Source organism: Sphingomonas fuzhouensis, assembly GCF_034659795.1.
In the GTDB taxonomy this organism is placed as follows: domain Bacteria; phylum Pseudomonadota; class Alphaproteobacteria; order Sphingomonadales; family Sphingomonadaceae; genus Sphingomonas; species Sphingomonas fuzhouensis.
On the sequence record NZ_JAXSQY010000002.1, the window covers coordinates 276700 to 300642 of the forward strand.

A 23943-nucleotide genomic window follows, 5' to 3' on the forward strand; every position below is an offset into this window, starting at 1 on the left:
CAGCCCCGATCAGGCTGGTTCTTTCTCCACGACAGGCCAGCCAGCCGCATCCCAATGCAATCTGGCGATCCGCAAGGTCGGCGCGCCGCCGGCGGCAGCGTCATAAGCGTGATGGATCAGATAATAGCGGCCATCGCGGTCCCGCATCACGCCAGCATGGCCCGGTCCGCGAAACCGGTCATGGCCTGCCGCATCCGCCTGAAGCAACACCGTACCGCCGCCGTCGCGCATCGGCCGCCCGGAGCGGTCGAGATAAGGCCCCTCGATCGATCGCGCCCGACCGACGCGCAGATTATAGCTGCCGTTCACGCCCCGGCAGCAAAAGTCGAACGACACGATCAGCCAATACCAGCCGCCATGGTCGACGATGAACGGCGCCTCGATCGCATTCTCCCGATCCCCCATGGCGCGCCGTGCGATCATCGCCGGCCGTGCGCCTTGCGCAGGCTTGCCGGTGCGCGGGTCGAGGCGAATCAGCTGGATACCGCCCCAGAAACTGCCAAAGGCCAGCCACTCGCCACCCCGCCGGTCGCGCGCGAAGGCCGGATCGATCGCATTATACGCATCTCCCTCCTTCGAGCCGATGACCAGCCCCTCGTCCCGCCAGCCATGACCGGGCGCGGCCGGGTCGAGCGTCGCGGCGGTCGCCAGGCCGATGACCGAACGCTGGGTGCCGAAGCGCGACACCGAATAATAAAGCCGATAGCGTCCCCCGACGCGTGCGATATCGGGCGCCCACATCTCGCGCGCGCCGGGCACGGCGGCCTTTGCCCAGTCGGGAAGGTCGGACAGCGGCGACGCCAGCGCACTCCAGTGCCGCAGATCGCGCGAGGTCCGGGCGACCAGCGGCCGCCGGTCCCGCTGCCCGGTGGAAAAGGCGTAATAACGATCGCCTTCGCGGATCAGGACCGGGTCATGCGCGGGCACGATATCGCCCGACAGGGTCAGGCCCTGTGGCGCGGACCGCAGCGCCGCGCCACCCACCGCCGCCATCCCGGCCAGCAACATCACGCGCAGAGCATGCAAGCTCCGCGATCGGGCCAATTGGCGCATGGTCGGTGGCATCCCCGCTTGACGACCGGGTCATGAAATCGCCCAGCCTCTTGATAGGACAGGATTATAGTCTGACATAAATCAACGCAAGTCGCTTTGCCGAGATCGACCGAGGCCGTCGATCACCAGCCTGCGAAACCGGAGCGGCATCGGGCAAAACCGCTTACCGATTCGGCCGTTCCATCGCCGATCCCGTCCATCCCCGCCGCCGGTCGAAAGATGGTCGGTTCATGAACAGATTGTCGTAATCACCGCCTCCCCGGTGAATTCACTGTCCTGCCCCACCCCGTAGACAAGTTGATTTACCGCCCATGAAGATGGTTCCAAGGCCTTCTGAAACATGATGCCGATTTCACAATCCGTGTCCGCCATGCAACATTGCCGCTCCATTCCGATCATGAAATATTGTCGTCATTTACAGCAGGAATAGGCGATCGATACCTCACCCCACCAATAGTTTATTTCCGCGACCGCCCGGATCGCGGAAAAAAGGGTGGAGTAATCGAGTCATGACCAGTGTGTCCGTCGTCCGTGCAGCCCTGTTGCGGGGAACCGCCGCGCCCGCCATCCTGATCGGGGGTCTTCTGGCCGCCAGCCCCGCCATCGCGCAGGACAATGGCGCACCCGCCCAGAGCACGACCAGCACCACGACCTCGGCCCAGGCTCCCGCCGCCACGCCCGGCAAGGACATCGTCGTCACCGGCACGCTGTTCCGCCGGACCAATACCGAAACCCCCTCGCCCGTTACCATCCTGTCGGCCGACACACTAAAGAAGGCGGGCATCAACAATGTCTCCGACGCGGTCCGCTCGATCTCGGCGGATAGCAGCGGATCGATCCCGACCGCCTTTGCCAACGGCTTCGGCGCGGGTTCGTCGGCGGTGTCGCTGCGCGGCCTGACCGTCAACTCGACGCTGACCCTGATCGACGGGATGCGCACCGCCAATTATCCGCTGTCGGACGATGGCCAGCGGTCCTTCGTCGACCTGAACACCATCCCCGACGCGATCGTCGACCGGGTCGAGGTGCTGAAGGACGGCGCCTCGTCCAGCTATGGCGCCGACGCGATCGGCGGCGTCGTCAACATCATCATGAAGAAGGAGATCACCGGGGTCGCGGGCACGCTGGAAGGCGGTGTCACCCAGCGGGGCGACGGTGGCGAGCAGCGCGCGACCCTGACCCTGGGCACCGGCAAGCTCAAGGAACAGGGCTTCAACGTCTATATCAGCGGCGAATACCAGCATGACGACCCGATCTGGGCGCGCAATCGCGGCTTCCCGTTCAACACCGCCGACCTGACCCGGATCGGCGGCGACAACAACCAGGCCGGTTCGGTCGTGCCCGGCTCGACCACCAGCGCGCTGGTCGCCCCGACGACGCAGCTGACGCCGGGCAACATCCTGTCCGGGTCGGGAATCGCCAGCGGCCCGTTCCAGGTGCTCAACCCCAATGGCTGCACCGGCACGACCTCACCGGTCAGCGGCGCGCTGGGCAATGGCTGCACCCAGAACACCATCGCCGATTACGGCCAGATCGCGCCGGAACAGACCCGCTTCGGCGTGACCGGCCATGCCACGGTACAGGTCAACGACCAGACCCAGGCCTATCTGATGGCCTCCTATTACCAGAATGAGGTTCTGGCGGCGGGCAGCCCGGCCAATATCCGGTCGATCAACCCGATCAACACCCAGAACATCATCCTGCCTGCCCTTCTCGCCAACGGACAGCTCAACCCGAACAACCCCTATGCGGCTTCGGGCCAGCCCGCGATGATCCGCTATCTGTTCGGCGACATCCCCGCCTCGTCGGATTACAAGAACCATGTCCTGCGCGCCGCCGCCGGAATCGACGGCGCGTTCGGCAACGGCTGGACTTATTCGGTATCGGGCACGATCGCCCATAGCTGGCTGGACATGACGCAGAACGGCTATCTGAACCTGGCCGCGCTGACCAATGCGATCAACAACGGCACCTATAACTTCGTCGATCCGACGCAGAACAGCGCCGCCGTCCGCAGCGCCCTGTCGCCTGCCATCCATACCCAGGCGACCACCGATCTGGATATGATCCAGGGCATCCTGACCAAGGAACTGTTTCAACTGCCGGGCGGTCCGCTTCAGGTCGGCGTCGGCGGGTCGTTCCGCTACGAGGCGCAGAACGACCCCAACCAGAATCCGAACCTGACGACGCTGGGGCTCAACCAGTTCTCGGCGATCGGCCATCGCACCGTGGAATCGGGCTATTTCGAGATCAACGCACCGATCCTGACCAGCCTGGAGATCGACGGGTCGGGCCGCTACGACCATTATCAGGAAGGCTATAACCGCTTCTCGCCCAAGGTCGGCATCAAGTTCACGCCGTTCAAGCAGCTCGCCCTGCGCGGCACCTTCTCCAAGGGCTTCCGCGCCCCGAGCTTTGCCGAAACCTCGGGCACCGTCATCGGATTTACCAGCGCCAAGCCCCCCTGCTCGATCCAGGTCCAGCATGGTGCGACCGTCTCGGGCAATGGCTGCACCGGCGGCAGCGCGTATAACCAGAGCTATTCGATCGGCTTCAACACAGTCGGCAACCCGAACATCAAGCCCGAACTGTCGCAGAGCTTCACGGCAGGCGCCGTCATCCAGCCGACCCCGTGGCTGAGCTTCACCGCCGACTATTACAACATCAAGAAGACCGATGTGATCAGCGGCGGCCCGCTGTCCAACCAGGCGCTGGCCGCCTTCTATGGCAACGGCACGATGCCGGCGGGCTATTCGGTTACGCCCGACGTGATCGACCCCGCCTTCCCCAACGCGCCGCTGCGCGCGCTGTTCGTCAACTCGCCCTTCGCCAACGCGGCGGCGCTCAAGACGTCCGGCATCGACGTGTCGGCCCAGGTGCAGCTGCATCGTGACGACCTGCGCTTCACTAGCCGTGCCGAGGCGACCTATATCCTGCACTATCTGTTCAAGCCGAGCGCCGACCAGCCCTATACCGACTTTGTCGGCACCCAGTCGCCTTATGTGACGTCGTCGGGCGCGGGCACGCCGCAATGGCGTGGCAATTGGCAGAACAGCGTCGACTATGGCCCCTATTCGCTGACCGCGACCGCCTATTATGTGTCGGGTTACAAGGCGGTCGGGTTCGACCAGTTCGGCACGATGGATTGCAACGGCGGCAGCACCTATGGCGGCACCGATCCCAACTTCAACTGCCATGTCCGCCGCTTCATCGACGTCGACCTGACCGGCAGCGTGAAGGTCAACGACAAGTTCACATTCTACGCGAACGTCATCAACCTGACCGATGCCAAGGCACCGCTGAACGCGGGCAACTATGCCGCGGTGAACTACAACCCGACCTATACGCAGATCGGCGCGGTCGGCCGGACCTTCCGCTTCGGCGCGAACTTCCGCTTCTGACGATCCGACCAGGCGGGCGCGGCCTCGGCCGCCCCGCCGACCATGGGCAAGACCGGCGTCGCGTTCCTCGCGGCGCCGTTTCTTTTGGCCGTGCCCGCCGGTCGCGACCGGCGGGGTATCAGCGCTTTTAAGGGATATGAGATGGTGCCCCTGGCCGGACTCGAACCAGCATGCCTTGCGGCGTTCGATTTTGAGTCGAATGCGTCTACCAATTTCGCCACAGGGGCAGCAAAGAGGCGCTGCTAGACGAGGGTGATGGTCTGTGCAAGCGCCGATTGTCGCAGGTCGGGGTAATCATGCGTTGCGACTCGGATAGGGGCGACAAGCGCGGGGGAGCCGCAACCGCCCATCACAGGCCCGCCCTTAATTGACCGGCGGGCGCTGGCGATAGCTTAGCGCTTCGGCGATATGGATACGCCCTATTTGTTCGGCGGCCGCCAAGTCCGCGATGGTGCGGGCGACGCGCAGGACCCGCGTATAGCCCCGTGCGGTCAGCCGCATCCGTTCCGCCGCCTCGGCCAGCAGGGCACGGCCCGAATCGTCCGGTGTCGACCAGCGCTCGAGCCACGCGCCGTCCGCCTCGGCATTGGTGCGGATCGTGCCCGGCGCATCCTGATAGCGGACCGTCTGACGCGCGCGGGCGGCTGCGACCCGCCGGGCGACGACAGCGGACGATTCGGCGACGGCGGGCGCGAACAGGTCGATCGCGCGGACGGGTTGGACCTCCACCGACAGGTCGATTCGATCGAGCAACGGCCCGGAAATCTTCGCCTGATAATCCGCCGCGCATCGCGGGGCCCGCGCGCAGGCCAGTGCCGCATCGCCCAGATGGCCGCAGCGACACGGGTTCATCGCGGCGACCAACTGCACGCGCGCCGGGAAGGTTACATGCGCATTGGCGCGCGCGATGCTGACGGTGCCGGTCTCCAGCGGCTGGCGCAGCGAATCGAGTACCGCCCGCTGAAACTCGGGCAATTCATCGAGGAACAGGACGCCGAGATGCGCGAGGCTCACCTCGCCCGGCTTGGCCTTCAGGCCGCCGCCGGTCAGCGCCGCCATCGACGCGGAGTGATGCGGCGCGCGGAACGGCCGCGTCCGGGTCAGCCGCCCGCCCGCCAGGGCTCCGGCGACGGACTGGACCATCGAAACCTCCAGCGCCTCGGCGGCATCGAGCGGCGGCAAAATTCCGGGAAGGCAAGCCGCCATCAACGACTTGCCCGAGCCCGGCGGACCACTCATCAACAAGTTATGGCCACCGGCCGCCGCGATCTCCAGCGCCCGCCTGGCATTTTCCTGGCCCTTGACCTGGGACAGGTCGGGACCGGGCACGCCCTCCTCGACCAACCCGGCCTCGGGCATCGGTAGGACCGAATGGCCCTTCAGGTGATTGATGAGCGAGAGCAGGTCGGGCGCGGCGATCACCGATCCGCCCCCTGCCCAGCTCGCCTCGCTGCCTTGCGCGGCGGGACATATCAGCCCCTTGTCGACCGAACCGGCATGGATCGCGGCCAGCAGCACGCCCGGCGACGGTCCGATCCGCCCGTCGAGCGCCAGTTCACCGACGACGACATGATCGGCCAGCAATTCCGCATCCACCACCCCCATCGCCGCCAGCAGCGCAAGCGCGATGGGCAGGTCGAAATGCGATCCTTCCTTGGGCAGGTCGGCAGGCGACAGGTTCACCGCGATCCGCTTGGGCGGCAGCGCCAGGCCCATCGCGGCGATGGCAGCACGCACCCGCTCGCGACTCTCGCCCACGGCCTTGTCCGCAAGGCCCACCAGATTGAAGGCGGGCAGCCCCGCGATCAGTTGCACCTGCACCTCGACGGCGCGCGCCTCCAGCCCCAGATAGGCCACCGTCGACACGATCGTCGCCATCAGATTCCCCCCTGTACGGGCTCTCCCCCGCCCGTTGATGCTTCCTGCAAAGGATAGCACCAGACCGCAAGGGGCGATAAGCGTACACCGAATGCGTACGGCGGATTGACTTGAAATCCCGCTTTGCGTAAGCGGCTTGCCACCAAGGCCGTCCTCGTGGCGGCCGTTTTTATTCAGACGTATCCAAGGAATGAACGATGAAGCGGACCTTTCAGCCGAGCAATCTGGTGCGCGCTCGCCGTCACGGCTTCCGTGCGCGGATGGCGACGCCGGGCGGCCGGGCGGTGATCCGGGCGCGTCGCGCGCGCGGTCGCAAGAAGCTGTCGGCGTAATCACGACGCTGACCCGCCGCCGCGATTTCCTCGCGGCCAATGGCGGGCGACGCGTGGCGATGCCCGGCTTCGTGCTGCAGGTTCGCCCGCGGGATGACGGTGATGCCGGCATGCGAGTCGGCTTTACCGTCACCAAGAAGATCGGCAACGCGGTCGTTCGCAACCGGATGAAACGCCGGTTGCGGGCGCTCGCGCGCGATCTGTTGCCGGGCAAGGGCATAGCGGGCGCCGACCATGTCCTGATCGGACGGCAAGGCGGGATCGAGCGCGACTATCAGGCGCTCACCGCCGAACTGGCCAAGGCGCTGACTCGCGCCGTCTCCCCCGACACCGGCAGCCATGACCGCCCGCGCGAACCGCGTGTCCATCATGGCCGTGGCAAGGGACGCGGGCCCCGTGGCGGCGCGCACCGCACCCCCGAATCGCCGTCATCACCATCGCAGGAGCCGGGCCGACCATGATCGCCCGGCTCCTGATTCTCATCGCGCGGGGCTGGCAACTGGGCCCTTCGCTGATCCTGCCGCCCACTTGTCGCTATCAACCATCCTGTTCGGCCTATGCAATTGAGGCCATTGGCCGCTATGGCGCGGTCAAAGGGGGCTGGTTGGCGCTCAAGCGCATTGCGCGGTGCCATCCCTGGGGCGGGCACGGACCCGACCCGGTGCCCTGACGTAACGGACGTCACAACTGGGGTTTCGACGTGAAGGAAGACCGCAAGAATTTCGTCGTGTTCGCGGTGATCGCGGCGCTGATCCTGTTCGGATGGCCGCTCATCCAGAGCAAGTTCTTCCCCAGCAATCCGCCCGCGACCAAGATCGTCGACGGCAAGCAGGTGCCGGTGGCAGGACCAAACTCCAATGCGACGGCCACCACGCCCTCGGCGATCCGCGATCGCCGGGTCGTCCTGGCCGAAACCCCGCGCGTGGTGATCGATACGCCGCGCCTGAAGGGTTCGATCAACCTGAAGGGCGCGCGGATCGATGACCTCGTTCTGCTGAACTACAAGGAAACGGTGGCGAAGAATTCGCCGCCGATCCGCCTGTTGTCGCCAGCGGGCACCGAGGGTGCCTATTTCGCCGGTTTCGGCTGGCGCACCGACGGGCTGAACCCGCCCGCCGCCGACGCGGTGTGGACCGCCAGCGCCCCCGTGCTGCGCCCCGGCCAGCCGGTCACGCTGACCGCCACCAATGCCACGGGCCAGCAGTTCCGCATCATCCTGTCGGTCGACAAGGATTACATGTTCACCGTCCAACAGACGGTGGCCAATGGCGGCACCGCCGCCGTCCCGGTCGCGGCCTATGGCTATGTCAATCGCGGCATCTCGGCCGATCCGGACACCTGGACGATCCATGTCGGTCCGATGTCGGTCAATAACGGCTCGGCCAATTACGGTCCGAACTGGAAGGATGTCGATAAGGCGCCGACCCGTTTCACCACCACCGGCGGCTGGTTGGGCTTCACCGATAAATATTGGCTGACCGCGCTGATCCCCGATCAGGCAAAGTCGTTCGACGGCCAGTTCCGCGCCGGTGCCAACCAGACCTATCAGGCCGACGACACTGTTCAGCCGCAGCTTCTGGCACCGGGCCAGCAGCTGACCCAGACGACTCGCTTCTTCGCGGGCGCCAAGGAAGTCGCGCTGCTTGACCGCTATACCGACAAGGAAGGCGTGACGAAGCTCGATTACGCGCTCGACTGGGGGTATCTGCGCATCCTGGAAAAGCCGATCTTCTATTATCTCGACTGGCTGTTCCACCTGGTCGGCAATTTCGGCATCGCGATCATCCTGCTGACCGTCACCATCCGCGCGCTGATGTTCCCGATCGCGCAGCGCCAGTTCGCCTCGATGGCGGCGATGCGCGCGGTGCAGCCCAAGATGAAGGCGCTCCAGGAACGCTACAAGGACGACAAGGTCCGGATGCAGCAGGAGGTCATGGCCCTTTACAAGCAGGAGAAGGTCAATCCGCTGGCGGGCTGTCTGCCCACGCTGATCCAGATTCCGATCTTCTATGCGCTGTACAAGGTGCTGATGCTGACGATCGAAATGCGGCACCAGCCCTTCTTCGGCTGGATCAAGGATCTGTCCGCACCCGATCCGCTGACCCCGGTCAACCTGTTCGGCCTGCTGCCCTTCACCCCGCCGCACTTCATCGCGATCGGCGTCGTGCCGATCATCCTGGGCATCTCGATGTACTTCCAGTTCAAGATGAACCCGCAGCCGATGGACGATGCGCAGAAGCAGGTCTTCGCGATCCTGCCCTGGGTGCTGATGTTCGTGATGGCGCCGTTCGCGGTCGGCCTGCAGGTCTACTGGATCACGACCAACTGCATCTCGATCCTGCAGCAGCGCCTGCTCTACGCCCGCCATCCGGGCCTGAAGCAGCCGGTCGCCAAGTGAGCGAGCTTCCCACCCCTGCCCCCTCCGAGGAACCCGAAGGTTTCTCGGAGGAACTGGTCGAGGCGGCGCGCAAGCTGTTCGCCGGGCCGGTCACCTTCCTGAAATCCGCGCCCGCGCTGAAATTCCTGCCCGATCCGATCGTGCCGGAAGTCGCGGTGGCGGGCCGGTCGAACGTCGGCAAGTCGTCGCTGCTCAACGCGATGACCAACCGCAATGGCCTGGCCCGCACGTCGAATACGCCGGGGCGGACGCAGGAGCTGAACTTCTTCGATGTCGGGACTCCACCCACGCTGCGGCTGGTCGACATGCCCGGCTATGGCTTTGCCAAGGCGCCCAAGGACATGGTCAAGCAGTGGCGTTTCCTGGTGAACGACTTCCTGCGCGGGCGGCAGGCGCTGAAGCGTGCGCTGGTGCTGATCGACTCGCGCCACGGCATCAAGGAGGTCGACCGTGAGATCCTCGAGATGCTCGACCGTGCGGCGGTCAGCTATCGCATCGTCCTGACCAAGGCGGACAAGGTCAAGGCCAGCGAACTCGCCGCCGTCATCGCACGGACCCAGGACGAAGCCCGCAAGCGCGCCGCCGCGCACCCCGACATCCTCGCGACCTCCAGCGAGGGCGGCATGGGCATCCCCGAACTGCGCGCGGCCGTGCTCGAAGCCATCGGCTAAGCATCACCCTCCCGTTGCAACGCAAAAGGCCCGTTCGGTTCCCCCGAGCGGGCCTTTTTTGTTCGGTTGCCCACGGCGTTCCGGCCCGTTACCCCTTGACCCCATGAAGCTCATCATCGGTAACAAGGCCTATTCCTCCTGGTCGCTGCGCGGCTGGCTCGCCTGTCGTCAATCGGGCATCGCGTTCGAGGAGATGGTCGTGCCGCTCTACGACGCCGACTGGGACAAGCGGCGCGACGGTGCCGAGTTCGCCCCCTCCTCGGGCAAGGTACCAATCCTGTGGGACGGCGATGCGGTGGTCTGGGACAGCCTGGCGATCATCGACTATCTCGCCGACAAGGTGGGCCGCGACCGCTTCTGGCCTGCCGATGATGCCGCACGCGCCATGGCCCGGTCGATGGCGGCGGAGATGCATTCCAGCTTCGTCGCGCTTCGTCGCAAGCACAGCATGAACATTCGCCAGGTCTATCCTGCCCAGACACCCGACGAGGATGTCATCGTCGACCTGAAGCGGATCATGGAGCTATGGGCCCAGGCGCGGGCGCGCTTCGGCGGTGGCGGGGATTTCCTGTTCGGTGATTTCGGCGCGGCCGACATCATGTTCGCGCCCGTGGTGACCCGGATCATCACCTATCAACTCCCCGTCGCACGCTTTGCCGTGCCCTATATGGACGCGGTGCTGCGTCACCCCTTCATGCAGGACTGGATCGCCTCTGCGCAGGAAGAGGAATGGGTGATCGAGCGGTTCGAGCAGCCGGTCGGCTGACGCCCGAACGCCCCGGTCCCGCGCGGAACAGGGGCGTCCGGTTGACGCTAGCGCGCGGTGGGCGTCACTTCGTTCAACGGCGCGCGCTGTTCGGCCGCCGGTTCGGCGACGCGCGAGGAAAAGGTGTAGAGCAGCACCGCCGCGATCCCCAGCGCGATAACCAGCCACATCAGCAACCGTCCGCCTGCCTTACGCCCCTTGTGATCCGGGTCGTTGCTCATCGCCTTACTCCTGTTACCGGCGACACCAACGACCCCGGCGCGCTTTGGGGTCCGCCGGATCGGTCGATCCCGATCAATCGGCCGATTGCCGATCGCCCGCGCCCTGCCTATGCCACGAGCCATGACCGACGTCCTCGCCCTCGCCCAGTCCCTGATCCGCAGCGATAGTGTCACGCCCGCACTTGGGTCGGTGTTCGATGTGCTGGAGGCGGCGCTGCTGCCGCTGGGCTTTGCGGTCGATCGCTTCACGGTGGGGGAGGAGCCGGACGGCCCGGTCGAAAACCTGCTCGCCACGCGGGCGGGGACAGGCCCGCATCTCGCCTTTGCGGGGCATGTCGATGTCGTGCCCGCAGGCGATGGCTGGCAGGGTTCGCCCTTTTCCGGCGATGTTCGCGACGGCCTGCTTTTCGGACGCGGCGCGGTCGACATGAAGGGCGCCGTCGCCGCCTTTGTCGCGGCGATCCCGGCCGAGCCGACCATTCCCCTCTCCCTCATCATCACCGGCGACGAGGAAGGCCCCGCCATCTATGGCACCCGCGCCCTGATCGACCGGATGTCCGAGCGCGGTATCGCCCCTGACCTCTGCCTGGTCGGCGAGCCCACGTCCGCGCACCGGCTGGGCGACATGATGAAGATCGGGCGGCGCGGCTCGGTCAATATCTGGATCACCGTGCCGGGGCGGCAGGGTCATGTGGCCTATCCCCACCTTGCCGACAATCCGATCACGTCGCTGATCGCAATCCTGGCAGAGATCGAAGGGGTGACGCTCGACACCGGCAACGCGTGGTTCCAGCCATCCAATATCGAGATCACCGACCTGCATGTCGGCAATCCGGCGCATAACGTCATTCCCGGATCGGCGCAGGCGCGGCTGTCGATCCGGTTCAACGACGAACAGAACGGCCAGGCGTTGATCGAGCGGATCACCGCCATCGCGCAAGGCCATGCTCCGGCGGCGCAGGTGACCGGCCGCATCTCGGGCGAGGCCTTCCTGACCCAGCCCGGCGCCTTCTCTGCCATGATCGCCGATGCCATCCGGGCCGAGACGGGAATCGAGCCCGAATTGTCGACCACCGGCGGCACCTCGGACGCGCGTTTCCTGTCGAAGCTGTGCCCGACGGTCGAGTTCGGACTGCTCAATGCCACCATGCACAAGGTGGACGAGGCGGTGGCGGTCGACGACCTTTACGCACTGACCCGCATCTATGCGGGCGTCATCGCTCGCGCGGGCGCCTGAAAACGATGTAGAGCGCGCCCTGCCCGCCATGGCGTGGATGGGCATTGCGGATCGCCGCGATCGCATCGGCATGACGCGACGCGCCCAGCCAGTCGCTGATCGCCGCGCGGATCGCACCGCGCGCATGGGGACGCTCGCTTTCGGGGCGGGGCGGCTTGCCCGTCACCAGCAGCAGCACCCGGTCGCCGCGCGCGATCGCCCGGCCCAGCCCCTGGTCGAGCATCGCATGGGCCGAGGCCAGCGTATGGCCATGCAGGTCGAGCGAGCTGTCGGGCATCACGCTGCCGCGCGACAGCCTCTTGTCCCAGCCGCCGTCGAGCGTCTCGCCGGGCCCCTTCTTCGCCGCGACCGGTGCAGGCGCAGGCTGACGCAGCGGCGGCACGCGGCCCTTCACCCGCACCTTGGGTGCGCCGGGCACCTCCTGAAACACCGTTTCCATGGCGGGCGGTGGCGGCGCAGGGCGTGCGGGAACGACGGCGGCGCGAAGCGGGCGCACCGTCTCCATCACCCGCGCCCAGAGCTGCGCCTCGTCAGGGTTGAGGGGGCGCACCGACCGTCCCGTTCGGGCTGGCGATCCCCGCCCGCGCCAGCGTGCCGACCGGCAGCAGCAGGAACGCCGTGCCCCGCGCCGACATGCCGCCCGCCACGGCGCGCGCCGTATCGCCCGCACCCCAGAAGGTATCGAAGCGGTTGGAACCCTTGATCGCCCCGCCAGTATCCTGCGCGACCCATAGGCCGGTGGCGTCCTGCCGGTCCATCGACAGGAAGACCGGCGCGCCCAGCGGCACGAATTTGGGGTCCGCCGCCGCGCTGACCTGCCCGGTCACCGCATAGCCCATCGCGCCCTGCGGCGCGCCGTTCAGTTCGCGGAAGAAGACGAAGCTCTTATTCTCGCGCATGATCGCGCGGCCTTCCTCGGGATGCTCGTGCAGCCAGGCGACGATCCCCTGCATCGAGGTCTGGCCCGGCCCCAGCAATCCGCGCGCCTTCATCAGCGCGCCGATGCCGGTATAATCGCGGCCATTCTGATCGTCATAGCCGATCCGCATGATCCCGCCATCGGGCAATCGCAGCCGCCCCGATCCCTGAATCTGCAGGAAGAACACCTCGACCGGGTCCGCACCCCAGGCGAGGATCGGCGCGCGCCCCTCCAGCGATCCCTGCTCGATCGCGGTGCGGTCGTCATAGGGGACGAGCTTGGTCCCCTGCACCTTGCCGCGGATCTTCTTGCCCTTCAGGTCCGCAGTGAAGGCACCCAGATCGACATCGATCAGATCGCGCGGCCGGGCATAGATCGGCACCTCATAGCCCGAACGCCGTTCGCGCGAGCCCGCAATCTCCGGCTCGTAATAGCCGGTGGCGAGCGATCGGCCATCGCCGACCTGCACCGCCTCGAAATAGCGGGCGAAGAAATCCCGCGCGCCGCCGCGCGGAACGCTGGCCGCCGCCTGACAGGCGGGTTGCCAGTCGGTGCCTTGCGTCAATCCGCTGACATCATTGCGTCGCATCAGGCCGGGGCAGGACAGCAGGAAGGCCGCCCGCGCCGCTTCGGCCTGAGCCTCGGTGATCGGCAGCGATGCGACCGGCGGTCCGGCAAGCACGCCCGCCTGCGCCGCGGTCGCCGCACCCGGCACCGTGACGACCGGCGTGGCGGACAAAGGCGTCGATGGCAGGATACGCACCGGACCCGCGGGCACGCGCGAGACGCTGGGCCCACCGGGCTGCACCGCTGCACCGCCGGGCCGGGGGCGCGGCTGGGGCTGGGGCTGCGGAGTCCGTCCCCCATGCGACGGATAACCAGCGGACGCGGTCGGCGGGACGATCCGCCCCGCGCAGGCCGACAGGCTGACCGAAAGCGCGACCATGGCCGCGACGCGATACCCCCTCATCGCGGACATTCCCCCGTGCGACCGGTCAGGCTTCGTCGGTGTCGACGAGCTTCCAGTTCGGATCGCCGCTCTTCAGCGTCCGGGCGAAGGTCCAGACGTCATGCGTCTCGACCGCATCGCTCAGCGAACCGGCGATCACCTGGCCCTCGGCATCGCGCGTCACGGCGGCGATATCGGCGTCGAAGCGGACGGTGATCCGTGCCTCACGCCCCTCGACGGCGGCATCGACGATCTTGGCACTGTCGATCCGGATCAGACGGTTGTCGAGCGTCTGCCCGGCCTCGCGCCGCTGTTCGATCGCCTCGGAGAAGGCGGCCAGCACATCGGCCTCGACCAGATCGGCCAGCGCGTCCTCGTCACCCTTCCAGAACGCCTCCAGCGTCATGCGATAGGCCGCTTGCGCCCCGTTCAGGAACTGCGCCACGTCGAAGCCGGACTCGCCCGCGATCACCGCACGCAGGCCCTGTTCGGCCCGCGGATCGATGTTGCGGTTGGCGACCGGCGTCGGAACCTGCGCCGCCTCGGTCGCGCGCGGCAGCGTGACGGGCAGCGGCCGATCATCGGCACTGCGCGCCAGCGGCTGCTGCTCATGGCCGGTGCGCTTGCCCAGCACACTATACAGCCTCAGCGCCAGGAAGAGCGCGACCATCGCAAGAAGAACGACGTAGAATAACAACACAGGCGCCTTTCACTATCCTCACCGATATAGGCGTACGAGCCGACAATGAAAACCCGGTCACCCGACGAAGAGGGCAAGGTTGAAACCATGCCGACCCGCTGCTACGCGCAACGGCCATATGGCCGAACGCGCGAACCCGCCCTTTCGGTTCCTAATCTCCCTTGATCTAACGCAAGTAAGGTATCAACGATGGACGAACAGGGTTTGCCGCAGGGCTTCGAAGCACCGGGCGCGGACGATGCGGGCCCCGCCGCGGGCATGATCTCGCAATATGTGAAGGACCTGTCGTTCGAGAACCCGAACGCGCCCGCCATCTATCAGGCGCAGACGGCGCCCGGCATCGACGTGCAGTTCAACATCTCCGCGGCGCAGGTCGGCGAGGAAGTCCACGAACTGACCCTGAAGATCGAGGTTCGCGCCGAGTCCGAGGGCAAGACCGCCTTCATCGTCGACCTCAGCTATGCGGGGCTCTTCGGTTTCCGCAACGTGCCCGCCGACCAGATCCAGCCCTTCATGCTGGGCGAAGCGCCGCGCCTGCTCTTCCCCTTCGCCCGCCGCGTGCTGGCCGATGCGGTGCGCGACGGCGGCTTCCCGCCCCTGATGCTGGAGCCGATCGACTTTGCGCAGCTCTACCTGCAGCAGGCGGATGCCCAGGCGGGGGCGCAGCCCAACACTCCGGAAACCGGCCACGCCTGATCCGGACTGACATATGAACCTGCACAAGGCGCTGGGCTCGGTCGGCGGGCTGACTCTGGCCAGCCGCGTGCTGGGACTGGTGCGCGACTCGCTGTTCTTCCGCTTCGTGGGCGCGAACTTCGCCTCCGACGCGTTCCAGATCGCGTTTCGCCTGCCCAACATGTTCCGCGCCCTCTTCGCCGAGGGCGCCTTTTCCGCCGCCTTCATCCCGATGTTCAACCGCAAGGTGGCCGAAGGGGACAAGGCGGCGGAAGGTTCCGGCCTGGCCCATGGCCTGGCCTTTGCCGAAAACGCGCTGTCGGTGCTGTTGCCGGTCCTGATCGTGATGACCGCCCTGGTCGAAGTCGCCGCCTGGCCGGTGACCTGGATTCAGACCTTCGGCTATGGCGACGGCACGACCGCGCAATTCGATTATATCGTCCTGCTCAACCGGCTGACCTTCCCCTATCTGCTGTTCATCAGCCTGGTGTCGCTGCTGGGCGGTATCCTCAATTCCCTGCACCGTTTCTGGGTCAATGCGGCCGCGCCGATCCTGCTCAACCTGACGCTGATCGTCGCGCTGTTGCTGTTCCACGAGCATGATCCCCTGGCCACGGTGCATCATCAGGCGATCGCGGTATCGGTGGCGGGCCTGCTTCAGTTCGCCTGGCTCTGGTGGGCCTGCCGCCGTGCGGGCGTCCGGCTGAAGTTCAAGCGGCCGACGATCAATGACGACGTCAAACGGCTGATGAAGCTGATCCTGCCCGCCGCCGCCGGTGCGGGCGCGGTGCAGATCAACCTCGTCATCTCGACCGCGCTGGCCGCGCGCTTCCTGCCGGCCGGATCGGTGTCGTACATCTATGCCGCCGACCGGTTGAACCAGTTGCCGCTCGGACTGATCGGCATTGGCCTCGGCACCGTTCTTCTACCCACCGTCTCACGCCTGTTGGGGGCGGGGCGCGAGGTGGAGGCGATGGAGACGCAGAATCGCGGCATGGAGCTGGCGCTGCTGCTGACCCTGCCCGCAACGGTCGCCCTGATCGTCTGTGGTCGGCCGATCGCCGCCGCGCTGTTCGAACATGGCAAGTTCACCGCGACCAACACCTATTATACCGCACAGGCGCTGGCCGCCTTCTCGATCGGTCTGCCCAGCTATATCCTGGTCAAGGTACTGACGCCGGGCTTCTATGCTCGCGCCGACACCCGGACGCCGGTGCGCTTCGCCACCTGGTCGATGCTGGTCAATCTGGTGCTGAACCTGATCTTCATCTGGTGGCTGGGTCATATGGGACCGCCGCTCGCCACCGCGATCGCCTCGACCGTCAATGTCGCGCTGCTCTATCGCGAGCTGTCGCGGCGCGGACATTTCGTCGCCGACCCGCAGCTTCGGCGGCGCAGCTGGCGGATGCTTCTCGCCGCCGTGCTGATGGGCGGTGCGATGGCGCTGCTCAACGAACGGTTCCAGCCCTATGTCACCGGCTCCAATCTGGAGCGCTGGGGCGCCCTGATCGTGCTGGTCGCGACGGGGATGCTGGTCTATGCGGTCGCCACCTTCGCGACGGGCGCCTTCCGTCTCGGGGACATCAAGCGGCTCGTTCGCCGCAACAGTTGAGGACCATCATGCGCGTCGTTTCCGGCATCAAGCCCACGGGCAATCTCCACCTCGGCAATTATCTGGGCGCCGTGAAGCAGTGGGTGGCGATGCAGGACGACATCCAGGCCAAGGGCGGCGAGACGATGTACTTCATCGCCGACCTGCACGGCCTGACCGAATGGATCGCGCCCGCCGACATGGCGGCCAACACCATCGAGATGACCGCGACCCTGATCGCGGCCGGGATCGATCCCGAACGCTCGATCCTGTTCAACCAGACGCGCGTGCCGCAGCATAGCGAGCTGGGCTGGCTGCTGAACAATGTCGCGCGGGTCGGCTGGCTGAACCGCATGACCCAGTTCAAGGACAAGGCGGGCAAGAACCGCGAGGGCGCCAGCGTCGGTCTGTACGACTATCCGGTGCTGATGGCGGCCGACGTGCTGCTCTACAATGCCACCCATGTCCCCGTCGGCGAGGATCAGAAGCAGCATCTGGAACTGGCGCGCGACATCGCGACCAAGTTCAACAACGACTATGGCCGCGAGGTCTTCACCCTTCCCGAACCGCTGATCAGCGCCGCCGCGCCGCGCATCATGTCCTTGCGCGACGGCGCGTCGAAAATGTCCAAGTCGAACCCGTCGGAAATGTCGCTGGTCAAGCTGATCGACACCGATGACCAGATCGCCGAGAAATTCCGCAAGGCCAAGACCGACCCCGACGTCCTGCCCGAGACGATGGACGGGCTGGAAGGGCGGGCCGAGGCGCGCAACCTCGTCACCATCTATGCTGCATTGTCCGACCGGGCACCGGCCGATGTGCTGGCGCAGTTCGCGGGCAAGGGCTTCGGTGCGTTCAAGCCCGAGCTGGCCGATCTGGCGGTCGCTACGCTGGGCCCGATCCGCGAGCGGCTGACCCGCTTGCTCGACGATCGCGGCGAGGTGGGCCGCATCCTGGAACGCGGCGCGGAGAAGGCCCGCGATCTGGCCGCCCCCATGCTGCTCGACGTGCAGCGGACCATGGGCCTGCAAATCTGATGACGCCCGGCTCCGTCACCACGGTCCCTCGCCGGATCATGGTGATGGGGCCACCGGGCAGCGGCAAGTCGACGCTGGCCCGGTTGCTGGGCGCGCGACTCGCGCTGCCCGTCTGGCATGGCGACGCGCTCTTCCATGCGCCCGGCTGGGTCACCCGGCCCCGGCAGGATTTCATCGCCGATATGACTGCTGTCGCCGCGCGGCCCGAATGGGTGATCGACGGCAATTATTCCAGCGCGCATTACGGCTCGGCGATCCGCGACAGGCTGGCGCGGGCGGATCGGATCATCCTGCTCGACCTGCCCCGCCGCGTGACGATTCCGCGCATCCTGCGGCGCATCGCCCGCCACCATGGACAGTGCCGCCCCGATAGCGCGGCGGGATGCCCCGAGCGGCTGGATATCGGGTTTCTGGCCTATTGCTGGCGCTGGCACCGCGCGGTGCGGCCGGGGATCGTCCGCGTCCTGGACGAGGCGCAGGATCGGCTGATCCGATATGACCGGCCGCCGTCGCTGGAGCAGGTTATCGCTGACTTGATGGGGTGAAGGGGCTTAGCCCTCCAATTCCTTCATCAGCACCCGCACCGCATTGTCGATATCGCGGTCGGTATCGCGCAGTTCCTCGATCTTGCGCACCGCATAGATGACGGTCGAGTGGTCGCGTCCACCAAATTTGCGACCGATCTCGGGCAATGAGCGGGTGGTCAACCGCTTGGCGAGATACATGGCGATCTGGCGCGGCCGCGCGACCGCACGGGCCCGACGCGCCGACACCAGGTCGAGCGGCTTGAGTTCGAAGTGACGGCTGACCAGCTTCTGGATTTCGTCGATCGTGATCCGCCGCTGCGCGCCGCGCAGCACCTCGCCCAGCGTGGCGACGGCGAATTCCAGATCGATCTTGTCGCCGGTCAGCTGTGCATAGGCAACGACCCGGTTCAGCGCGCCTTCCAGCTCGCGGATATTGCCGCGAATACGGGAAGCGAGCAGGTCGAGCACGTCGTTGGGCACGTCGATCTCGGGCAGATCGGCGACCTTGCGGTCCAGGATCGTGCGGCGCAGCGTCAGGTCGGGCGCCTTGATGTCGGCGACGAGCCCTGCGCCCAACCGGCCGATGATGCGCGGTTCGACGCCATCGAGCGACTGGGGCGAGCGGTCGGCCGAGATGACCAGCCGCTTGCCCGCACCGACCAGTTCGTTGACCGTGTGGAAGAATTCCTCCTGGGTCGAATCCTTGCCCGCGATGAACTGAAGATCGTCGATCAGCAGCAGATCGGCCGAGCGCAGCCGCGACTTGAAGCTGTGCGTGTCGCGCGCCCGCATCGCCGCGACGAAGTCGAACATGAACCGCTCGGCCGACATGCACAGCACGACCGCATCGGGATGCGACTCGAGAAAGGCATGGGCGATGGCGTGCATCAGGTGGGTCTTGCCCTGCCCCGTGCCGCCATGAAGGAACAGCGGGCTGAAACGCGGCGGACCCGGCTCGGCGAGCGAGAGCGCGGCGTTGAACGCGACGCGGTTCGACGAATCGACCACGAAGCGATCGAAGGTCAGGCGCGGATCGAGCGGCGGCCGGTCAGCGGGCGCGCGCAGTGCCGGCGCTGCCACGGCCGCCACCGGCGCGGGGCTCGCCGCCTTCGCAGCGGCGCGCGGGGCCGGACGTGGCGCTGGCGCAGGCGCCGGGGCGGGCGTCGGCACGGCGAAGAGCGACGGCTGCTCGGCATCCTCGACCGGCTGCGGCGCAGCGGCGACCGTACGCGGCGCAGGCGCAGGCTCCAGCGTCTCGACGCTGGTCAACCGGGCGACCTTGCTGGGCGCGCGGGTCTCGATGACGACCGAGCGGACCTCGGGCAGCACCGCCTTGAATTCCAGGTGCAGGCGGTCGGCATAATGGCTGCGCACCCAATTGGTCGCAAAGGCCGACGGGAGCGCCAGGCGAACCGTGTCGGGCTCGTCCCCCTCGATCAGCTCCATGGGCTTCAGCCACTGGTCGAACAGGCGTGCACCGGCCGATTCGCGCAGGTTCGCGCGGACGCGCGCCCAGGCACGAGCCTGGTCCGTCGTCGGTCGCGTTGCCTGCCAATTCGTCACCCGCGCACTCCACTTCTGCCGACCCCCATGATGGGCGGTCGAGCCCCTGTTCCACTCGGCGACACGTTACCCATCGGCGAATCAAACGGATTCGACCCGGTCTGTCACTTCGCTATGTCCATGACGCGGGGCACGAAGCACCGCCGCTGGGAAACCGATTATGAGCGATGACGGGGTCCGATCAAGACCATGTCCGGCCATAAATCTGAAATAAACCGGATTGACAGGCAAAAGCCCGCAGAAACCCGTCCAAATATCTCATAACACTTTGAAATTGCTCGATATTAACCACGCCCTTGGACAACCTAGCCAAACCCGAATCACTCGAATCGCGGATTAAGCTGGCGTTGCGCGAAACGTGGGATTGTTCCCCCGGATCGCATCCGCAAAAGGGTTAACGGCGGGACGATGGACGCACGAAAAAACCCGCCGGGGGACCGCCCCCGGCGGGTTGTTTTCGTCGCGGAAACCGAGAGGCTTTTTAGGCCAGTGCGGCGACGCGCTTGGTCAGGCGCGAGAACTTGCGCGCGACCGTGTTCTTGTGCAGCACGCCCTTGGCGACGCCGCGCGCCATTTCCGGCTGCGCCGCGGCCAGAGCGACCGTCGCGGTTTCCTTGTCACCAGCGGCCAGCGCGGCTTCGACCTTCTTCACGAAGGTACGGATGCGGCTGACGCGGTTGCCGTTGATGACGGCGCGACGCTCGTTGCGACGGATACGCTTTTTGGCCTGCGGCGTGTTCGCCATGAAAACCTCTAAATCTCGATCAAAAGGGATAGCGGCGCGACGCACCAGCTTTGAAGCCGCCGCCCTTACCGACTGGCGGGCATCCCGTCAACTGCGCTGGCAGGTCGCACACCAGAAAGTCGAGCGCCCCGAATCGGTCCGCCGCCGAACGATCGTGCCGCATTCACATGGCTCGCCCTCGCGACCATAGACGCGCCATTCCTTGGAGAAATAGCCCAATTCGCCGTCCGGCCTCACATAATCGCGAAGCGACGATCCGCCCGCCAGAATTGCGGCCTCCAGCACGGCACGGATCGCCTCGACCAGCCGGACGAGTCGCGCCCTGGAAATCTGCCCGCCCGCCCGGCCCGGCGTGATCTTCGCCATGTGCAGCGCTTCGCACACATAGATATTGCCCAGGCCCGCGACGATCCGTTGATCGAGCAGCATCGCCTTGATGGGCGCCGCCCGCCCCTCCAAGGCCTTGGCCAGATAGTCGGCGGTGAAGTCCGGCCCCAGCGGCTCCGGCCCCATGACCAGAAACGGCGGATAGCTGGCCAGTTCGGCGGTCGGCCACAGGTCGACGAAACCGAATCGCCGGGGATCGTTCAGCGCCAGCCGCCGCCCCGCATCGGTTTCCAGCAGGAGATGGTCATGCGTCTGCGGCTCGCCGGGATCGATCCGCCAGCGCCCCGACATGCCGAGGTGAAAGACCATGGTGTCGCCGCGATCGGTGTCGATCAGGCCATATTTGGCGCGGCGTCCGAGCGCGGTGACCGTCGCCCCTGTCATCCGCTGGCGCAGGTCGGCGGGAAAGGGACGGCGCAGATCGGCACGGCGCGGTTCGACCAGCGTCAGCCGTGCGCCCGCCAGGACCGGAGTCAGGCCGCGGACCGTCGTTTCGACCTCGGGAAGTTCGGGCATCGTCTCTCGGAATGGCTTTCGTAAGCCCAACAGCTAGGTAGCGTTTGCCCCGCCAGCAAGGCCGGGCTAGGGCATCCCCATGAGCGATACCGTCTCCTTCGGCTATGAAGATGTGCCCCGCGACGAAAAGGTCGCCCGTGTCGGCAGCGTGTTTACCAATGTCGCCGCCAAATATGACCTGATGAACGATGCCATGTCGGGCGGTATGCACCGGCTGTGGAAGGATCGCTTCGTGCGCCGGGTGAAGCCGCGCGCCAGCGATCAGATCCTCGACATGGCGGGCGGTACCGGCGACATCGCCTTCCGCCTGGCCGAGTCGGGCGCGAGCATCACGGTCGCCGACATCAATCCGGCGATGCTGGAAGTCGGCATGAAGCGCGCGGCGGAGCGCGGCTTCGACGAGCTGGTCTGGACCGAGGCCAATGCCGAGTCGCTGACCTTCCCCGACAAGTTCTTCGACGCCTATACGATTGCGTTCGGCATCCGGAACGTCACCGACATTCCGGCAGCACTGAAGGAAGCGCACCGCGTCCTGCGGCGTGGCGGGCGATTTTTCTGCCTGGAATTCTCGACCACCGTCTGGCCGGGTTTTTCGGAGGTGTATGACGCCTATTCGCACAAACTGGTGCCCAAGCTGGGTCAGATGCTGGCGGGCGATGCGGACAGCTATCGCTATCTGATCGAGTCGATCCGCCGCTTCCCCGACATGCCGACCTTCGAGCGGATGATCCGCGAGGCGGGCTTTGTCGAGACCAAGGTCGAGCCGATCATGGGCGGGCTGGTCGCGATCCATTCGGGCTGGAAGATTTGATGCGAGGACGCCTGGGCGGAAACGCCCTGTGACCCAACCGGTGGTGCATCTGTGGCGTTTGCTCAAATGGGGGCGGACGCTGGCGCGGCATGGCGCGCTGAAGGGCATCGAGCGCGATCCCAACACGCCCGCGCCCGTGCGGCGACTGGCGCGCATCGCCCGTTTCGGCGCGCGCGTGCCCGCCAAGCCCGCCTATGCCGATGCGTTCCAGGCGATCGGCCCGGCCGCGATCAAGCTGGGCCAGACGCTGGCCACCCGCCCCGACCTGGTCGGCGATGAAGCCGCACACGATCTGCTGCGTCTACAGGACCAGTTGCCCCCCGTCCCCTTCGCGACGATCGCCGCCGCGATGGAGGCGAGCATGGGCCGCCCGCCCTCGCACTTCTTTTCCTCGATCGAGGAGGTGCCGGTCGGCGCCGCCTCCATCGCGCAGGTCCACCGCGCGGTGACCACCGATGGCCGGACGGTCGCCGTCAAGGTGCTGCGCCCCGGCGTCGAGGACGACTTCACCCGCGCGATCGACACCTATCAATGGGCCGCCGCCCAGGTCGAGGGGATGAGCCCCGAGGCCGCGCGCCTGCGCCCGCGCCTGACGGTCGAGAATTTCCGCCGCTGGACGCTGCGCGAGCTAAACTTCCGGCGCGAGGCGGCCTCGGCCTCCGAACTCGCCGAGTCGATGACCGCCGAGCCCGATTTCGTCGTGCCGCAGATCGACTGGGCGCGCTCGACCGCCAAGGTTCTGACGGTCGAATGGGTCGACGGGATCAAACTGTCCAACCGCCAGGCGCTGGTCGAGGCGGGATACGACCTGCCGCACCTCGCCCAGACGCTGGTGCGCGCCTTCCTGCGTCAGGCGATCGCCGAGGGCTTCTTCCACGCCGATATGCACCAGGGCAATTTGTTCGCCCTGCCCGGCAATAAGATCGCCGCGATCGACTTCGGCATCATGGGCCGGATCGACCGGCGCGCACGCGTCTGGCTGGCCGAAATCCTCTATGGCCTGATTACCGGCAATTATAAGCGTGTCGCCGAGATCCATTTCGAGGCGGGCTATGTGCCTTCGCACCACAATGTCGCCGAGTTCGCGACCGCGCTGCGCGCCGTGGGCGAGCCGATGCGCGGCCTGCCGGTCAAGGACATGTCGATCGGCATGATGCTGGACGGGCTGTTCTCGATCACCCGCGATTTCGACATGGTGACGCAGCCGCATCTGCTGCTGCTGCAAAAGACGATGGTGATGGTCGAGGGCGTGGCGACCAGCCTCGATCCCGACATCAACCTGTGGGACTCGGCCGCGCCCTTCGTGCGTGAGTGGATTCGCACCGAACTCGGCCCCGAGGCCAAGATCGCCGACCGCTTGATCGAGGATGTCCGCACCATCGCCCGCCTGCCCGATCTGGTCCGGCGGATCGAGGCGCGCTACCCCGCCCCCGGTGGCGAGCCCCCCGCCCCGCCCCTCAAGCAGATCGAGGTCGTGCGGATCGGCGGCGGCTGGCGCTATGCGCTGATCTCCATGCTGTCGGCCGCCGCCGGGGTCGCGGCCACCCTGGCCGTGCTTCGGTAGGA

The 23943-nt window shown here is 66.5% G+C and carries 23 protein-coding genes and 1 tRNA gene; 14 read left to right on the plus strand and 10 right to left on the minus strand.

Annotation, left to right across the window (positions count from 1 at the left end; all coding sequences use genetic code 11):
- Nucleotides 1-9: 9 nt before the first annotated feature.
- Nucleotides 10-1026: an arabinan endo-1,5-alpha-L-arabinosidase gene (locus U1H82_RS05840; RefSeq protein ID WP_322963989.1), complete on the minus strand. Its 1017-nt coding sequence runs from the start codon at nt 1024-1026 to the stop codon at nt 10-12.
- 536 nt (nt 1027-1562) lie between these two features.
- Here U1H82_RS05840 and U1H82_RS05845 point away from each other — a divergent pair.
- The gene (locus tag U1H82_RS05845; protein ID WP_322963990.1) at nt 1563-4454 is read left to right on the plus strand and encodes a TonB-dependent receptor plug domain-containing protein; all 2892 of its coding nucleotides are present in this window, start codon (nt 1563-1565) and stop codon (nt 4452-4454) included.
- 142 nt (nt 4455-4596) lie between these two features.
- Here U1H82_RS05845 and U1H82_RS05850 read toward each other — a convergent pair.
- Nucleotides 4597-4681, minus strand: a tRNA-Leu gene (locus U1H82_RS05850).
- A gap of 136 nt (nt 4682-4817) precedes the next feature.
- On the minus strand, nt 4818-6332 hold the full coding sequence (locus U1H82_RS05855; protein WP_322963991.1) for a YifB family Mg chelatase-like AAA ATPase: 1515 nt from the start codon (nt 6330-6332) through the stop codon (nt 4818-4820).
- 197 nt (nt 6333-6529) lie between these two features.
- Here U1H82_RS05855 and rpmH point away from each other — a divergent pair, with 197 nt between their 5' ends.
- From rpmH to U1H82_RS05885, 6 genes are all read left to right on the plus strand, one after another.
- Nucleotides 6530-6664 (plus strand): 50S ribosomal protein L34, encoded by a 135-nt coding sequence (gene rpmH, locus U1H82_RS05860; protein WP_007404632.1) that lies wholly within the window; start codon nt 6530-6532, stop codon nt 6662-6664.
- Nucleotides 6665-6723: 59 nt separating this feature from the next.
- A complete protein-coding gene (gene rnpA / locus U1H82_RS05865; protein WP_375339509.1) occupies nt 6724-7125 on the plus strand; it encodes a ribonuclease P protein component in 402 nt (133 codons plus the stop codon).
- Nucleotides 7122-7334 carry a membrane protein insertion efficiency factor YidD gene (gene yidD / locus U1H82_RS05870; protein ID WP_205396454.1) on the plus strand — a complete coding sequence of 71 codons (213 nt, stop codon included), beginning with the start codon at nt 7122-7124 and terminating at the stop codon, nt 7332-7334. The genes rnpA and yidD overlap by 4 nt, the downstream gene beginning before the upstream one ends.
- 30 nt (nt 7335-7364) lie before the next feature.
- Nucleotides 7365-9062, plus strand: coding sequence for a membrane protein insertase YidC (gene yidC / locus U1H82_RS05875; protein WP_322963992.1), 1698 nt, complete (start codon nt 7365-7367; stop codon nt 9060-9062).
- Entirely contained in the window at nt 9059-9733 is a 675-nt protein-coding gene (yihA, locus tag U1H82_RS05880; protein WP_322963993.1) for a ribosome biogenesis GTP-binding protein YihA/YsxC, read from the plus strand. The genes yidC and yihA overlap by 4 nt, the downstream gene beginning before the upstream one ends.
- A 103-nt stretch (nt 9734-9836) precedes the next feature.
- Nucleotides 9837-10499: a glutathione S-transferase gene (locus U1H82_RS05885; protein WP_322963994.1), complete on the plus strand. Its 663-nt coding sequence runs from the start codon at nt 9837-9839 to the stop codon at nt 10497-10499.
- A gap of 47 nt (nt 10500-10546) precedes the next feature.
- Here the strand turns inward: U1H82_RS05885 and U1H82_RS05890 are convergent, their stop codons facing one another.
- Nucleotides 10547-10720: a hypothetical protein gene (locus tag U1H82_RS05890; protein ID WP_322963995.1), complete on the minus strand. Its 174-nt coding sequence runs from the start codon at nt 10718-10720 to the stop codon at nt 10547-10549.
- A 121-nt stretch (nt 10721-10841) separates the two neighbouring features.
- Between U1H82_RS05890 and dapE the strand changes: the two genes are divergently transcribed.
- Nucleotides 10842-11957, plus strand: a complete 1116-nt coding sequence (dapE, locus tag U1H82_RS05895) for a succinyl-diaminopimelate desuccinylase (protein ID WP_322963996.1) — start codon at nt 10842-10844, stop codon at nt 11955-11957.
- Here dapE and U1H82_RS05900 read toward each other — a convergent pair.
- The 3 genes from U1H82_RS05900 to U1H82_RS05910 are packed head-to-tail and all read right to left on the minus strand — an operon-like array spanning nt 11935 to nt 14495.
- The gene (locus tag U1H82_RS05900) at nt 11935-12462 is read right to left on the minus strand and encodes a Smr/MutS family protein (RefSeq protein WP_322964419.1); all 528 of its coding nucleotides are present in this window, start codon (nt 12460-12462) and stop codon (nt 11935-11937) included. The genes dapE and U1H82_RS05900 overlap by 23 nt on opposite strands.
- A 25-nt stretch (nt 12463-12487) precedes the next feature.
- Entirely contained in the window at nt 12488-13846 is a 1359-nt protein-coding gene (gene mltA, locus U1H82_RS05905) for a murein transglycosylase A (protein ID WP_322963997.1), read from the minus strand.
- A 25-nt stretch (nt 13847-13871) separates the two neighbouring features.
- Entirely contained in the window at nt 13872-14495 is a 624-nt protein-coding gene (locus U1H82_RS05910) for a Tim44/TimA family putative adaptor protein (RefSeq protein ID WP_375339510.1), read from the minus strand.
- Nucleotides 14496-14714: 219 nt separating this feature from the next.
- On the opposite strand from U1H82_RS05910, the gene secB reads away from it, so the two are divergent.
- From secB to U1H82_RS05930, 4 genes are read left to right on the plus strand one after another with little or no spacing between them, the layout of a single operon-like run.
- On the plus strand, nt 14715-15221 hold the full coding sequence (gene secB, locus U1H82_RS05915; protein ID WP_322963999.1) for a protein-export chaperone SecB: 507 nt from the start codon (nt 14715-14717) through the stop codon (nt 15219-15221).
- A gap of 13 nt (nt 15222-15234) precedes the next feature.
- Nucleotides 15235-16812 carry a murein biosynthesis integral membrane protein MurJ gene (murJ, locus tag U1H82_RS05920; RefSeq protein ID WP_322964000.1) on the plus strand — a complete coding sequence of 526 codons (1578 nt, stop codon included), beginning with the start codon at nt 15235-15237 and terminating at the stop codon, nt 16810-16812.
- Between the two features lie 8 nt (nt 16813-16820).
- Nucleotides 16821-17828: a tryptophan--tRNA ligase gene (gene trpS / locus U1H82_RS05925; RefSeq protein WP_322964001.1), complete on the plus strand. Its 1008-nt coding sequence runs from the start codon at nt 16821-16823 to the stop codon at nt 17826-17828.
- A complete protein-coding gene (locus tag U1H82_RS05930) occupies nt 17828-18373 on the plus strand; it encodes a P-loop NTPase family protein (protein ID WP_322964002.1) in 546 nt (181 codons plus the stop codon). Before trpS ends, U1H82_RS05930 begins: the two co-directional genes overlap by 1 nt.
- A 6-nt stretch (nt 18374-18379) precedes the next feature.
- On the opposite strand, the gene dnaA is transcribed toward U1H82_RS05930, so the two are convergent.
- The 3 genes from dnaA to mutM form a co-directional block, all read right to left on the minus strand.
- Nucleotides 18380-19918: a chromosomal replication initiator protein DnaA gene (dnaA, locus tag U1H82_RS05935; protein WP_322964003.1), complete on the minus strand. Its 1539-nt coding sequence runs from the start codon at nt 19916-19918 to the stop codon at nt 18380-18382.
- 481 nt (nt 19919-20399) lie between these two features.
- Complete coding sequence (gene rpsT, locus U1H82_RS05940; RefSeq protein WP_322964004.1) at nt 20400-20663, minus strand: 30S ribosomal protein S20; 264 nt, start codon at nt 20661-20663, stop codon at nt 20400-20402.
- An 87-nt stretch (nt 20664-20750) separates the two neighbouring features.
- Nucleotides 20751-21566, minus strand: a complete 816-nt coding sequence (gene mutM, locus U1H82_RS05945; RefSeq protein WP_322964005.1) for a bifunctional DNA-formamidopyrimidine glycosylase/DNA-(apurinic or apyrimidinic site) lyase — start codon at nt 21564-21566, stop codon at nt 20751-20753.
- A 79-nt stretch (nt 21567-21645) separates the two neighbouring features.
- Here mutM and U1H82_RS05950 point away from each other — a divergent pair, with 79 nt between their 5' ends.
- Entirely contained in the window at nt 21646-22377 is a 732-nt protein-coding gene (locus tag U1H82_RS05950) for a class I SAM-dependent methyltransferase (protein ID WP_042490299.1), read from the plus strand.
- Between the two features lie 28 nt (nt 22378-22405).
- Complete coding sequence (gene ubiB, locus U1H82_RS05955; protein ID WP_322964006.1) at nt 22406-23941, plus strand: 2-polyprenylphenol 6-hydroxylase; 1536 nt, start codon at nt 22406-22408, stop codon at nt 23939-23941.
- The last annotated feature ends 2 nt before the right edge of the window (nt 23942-23943 follow it).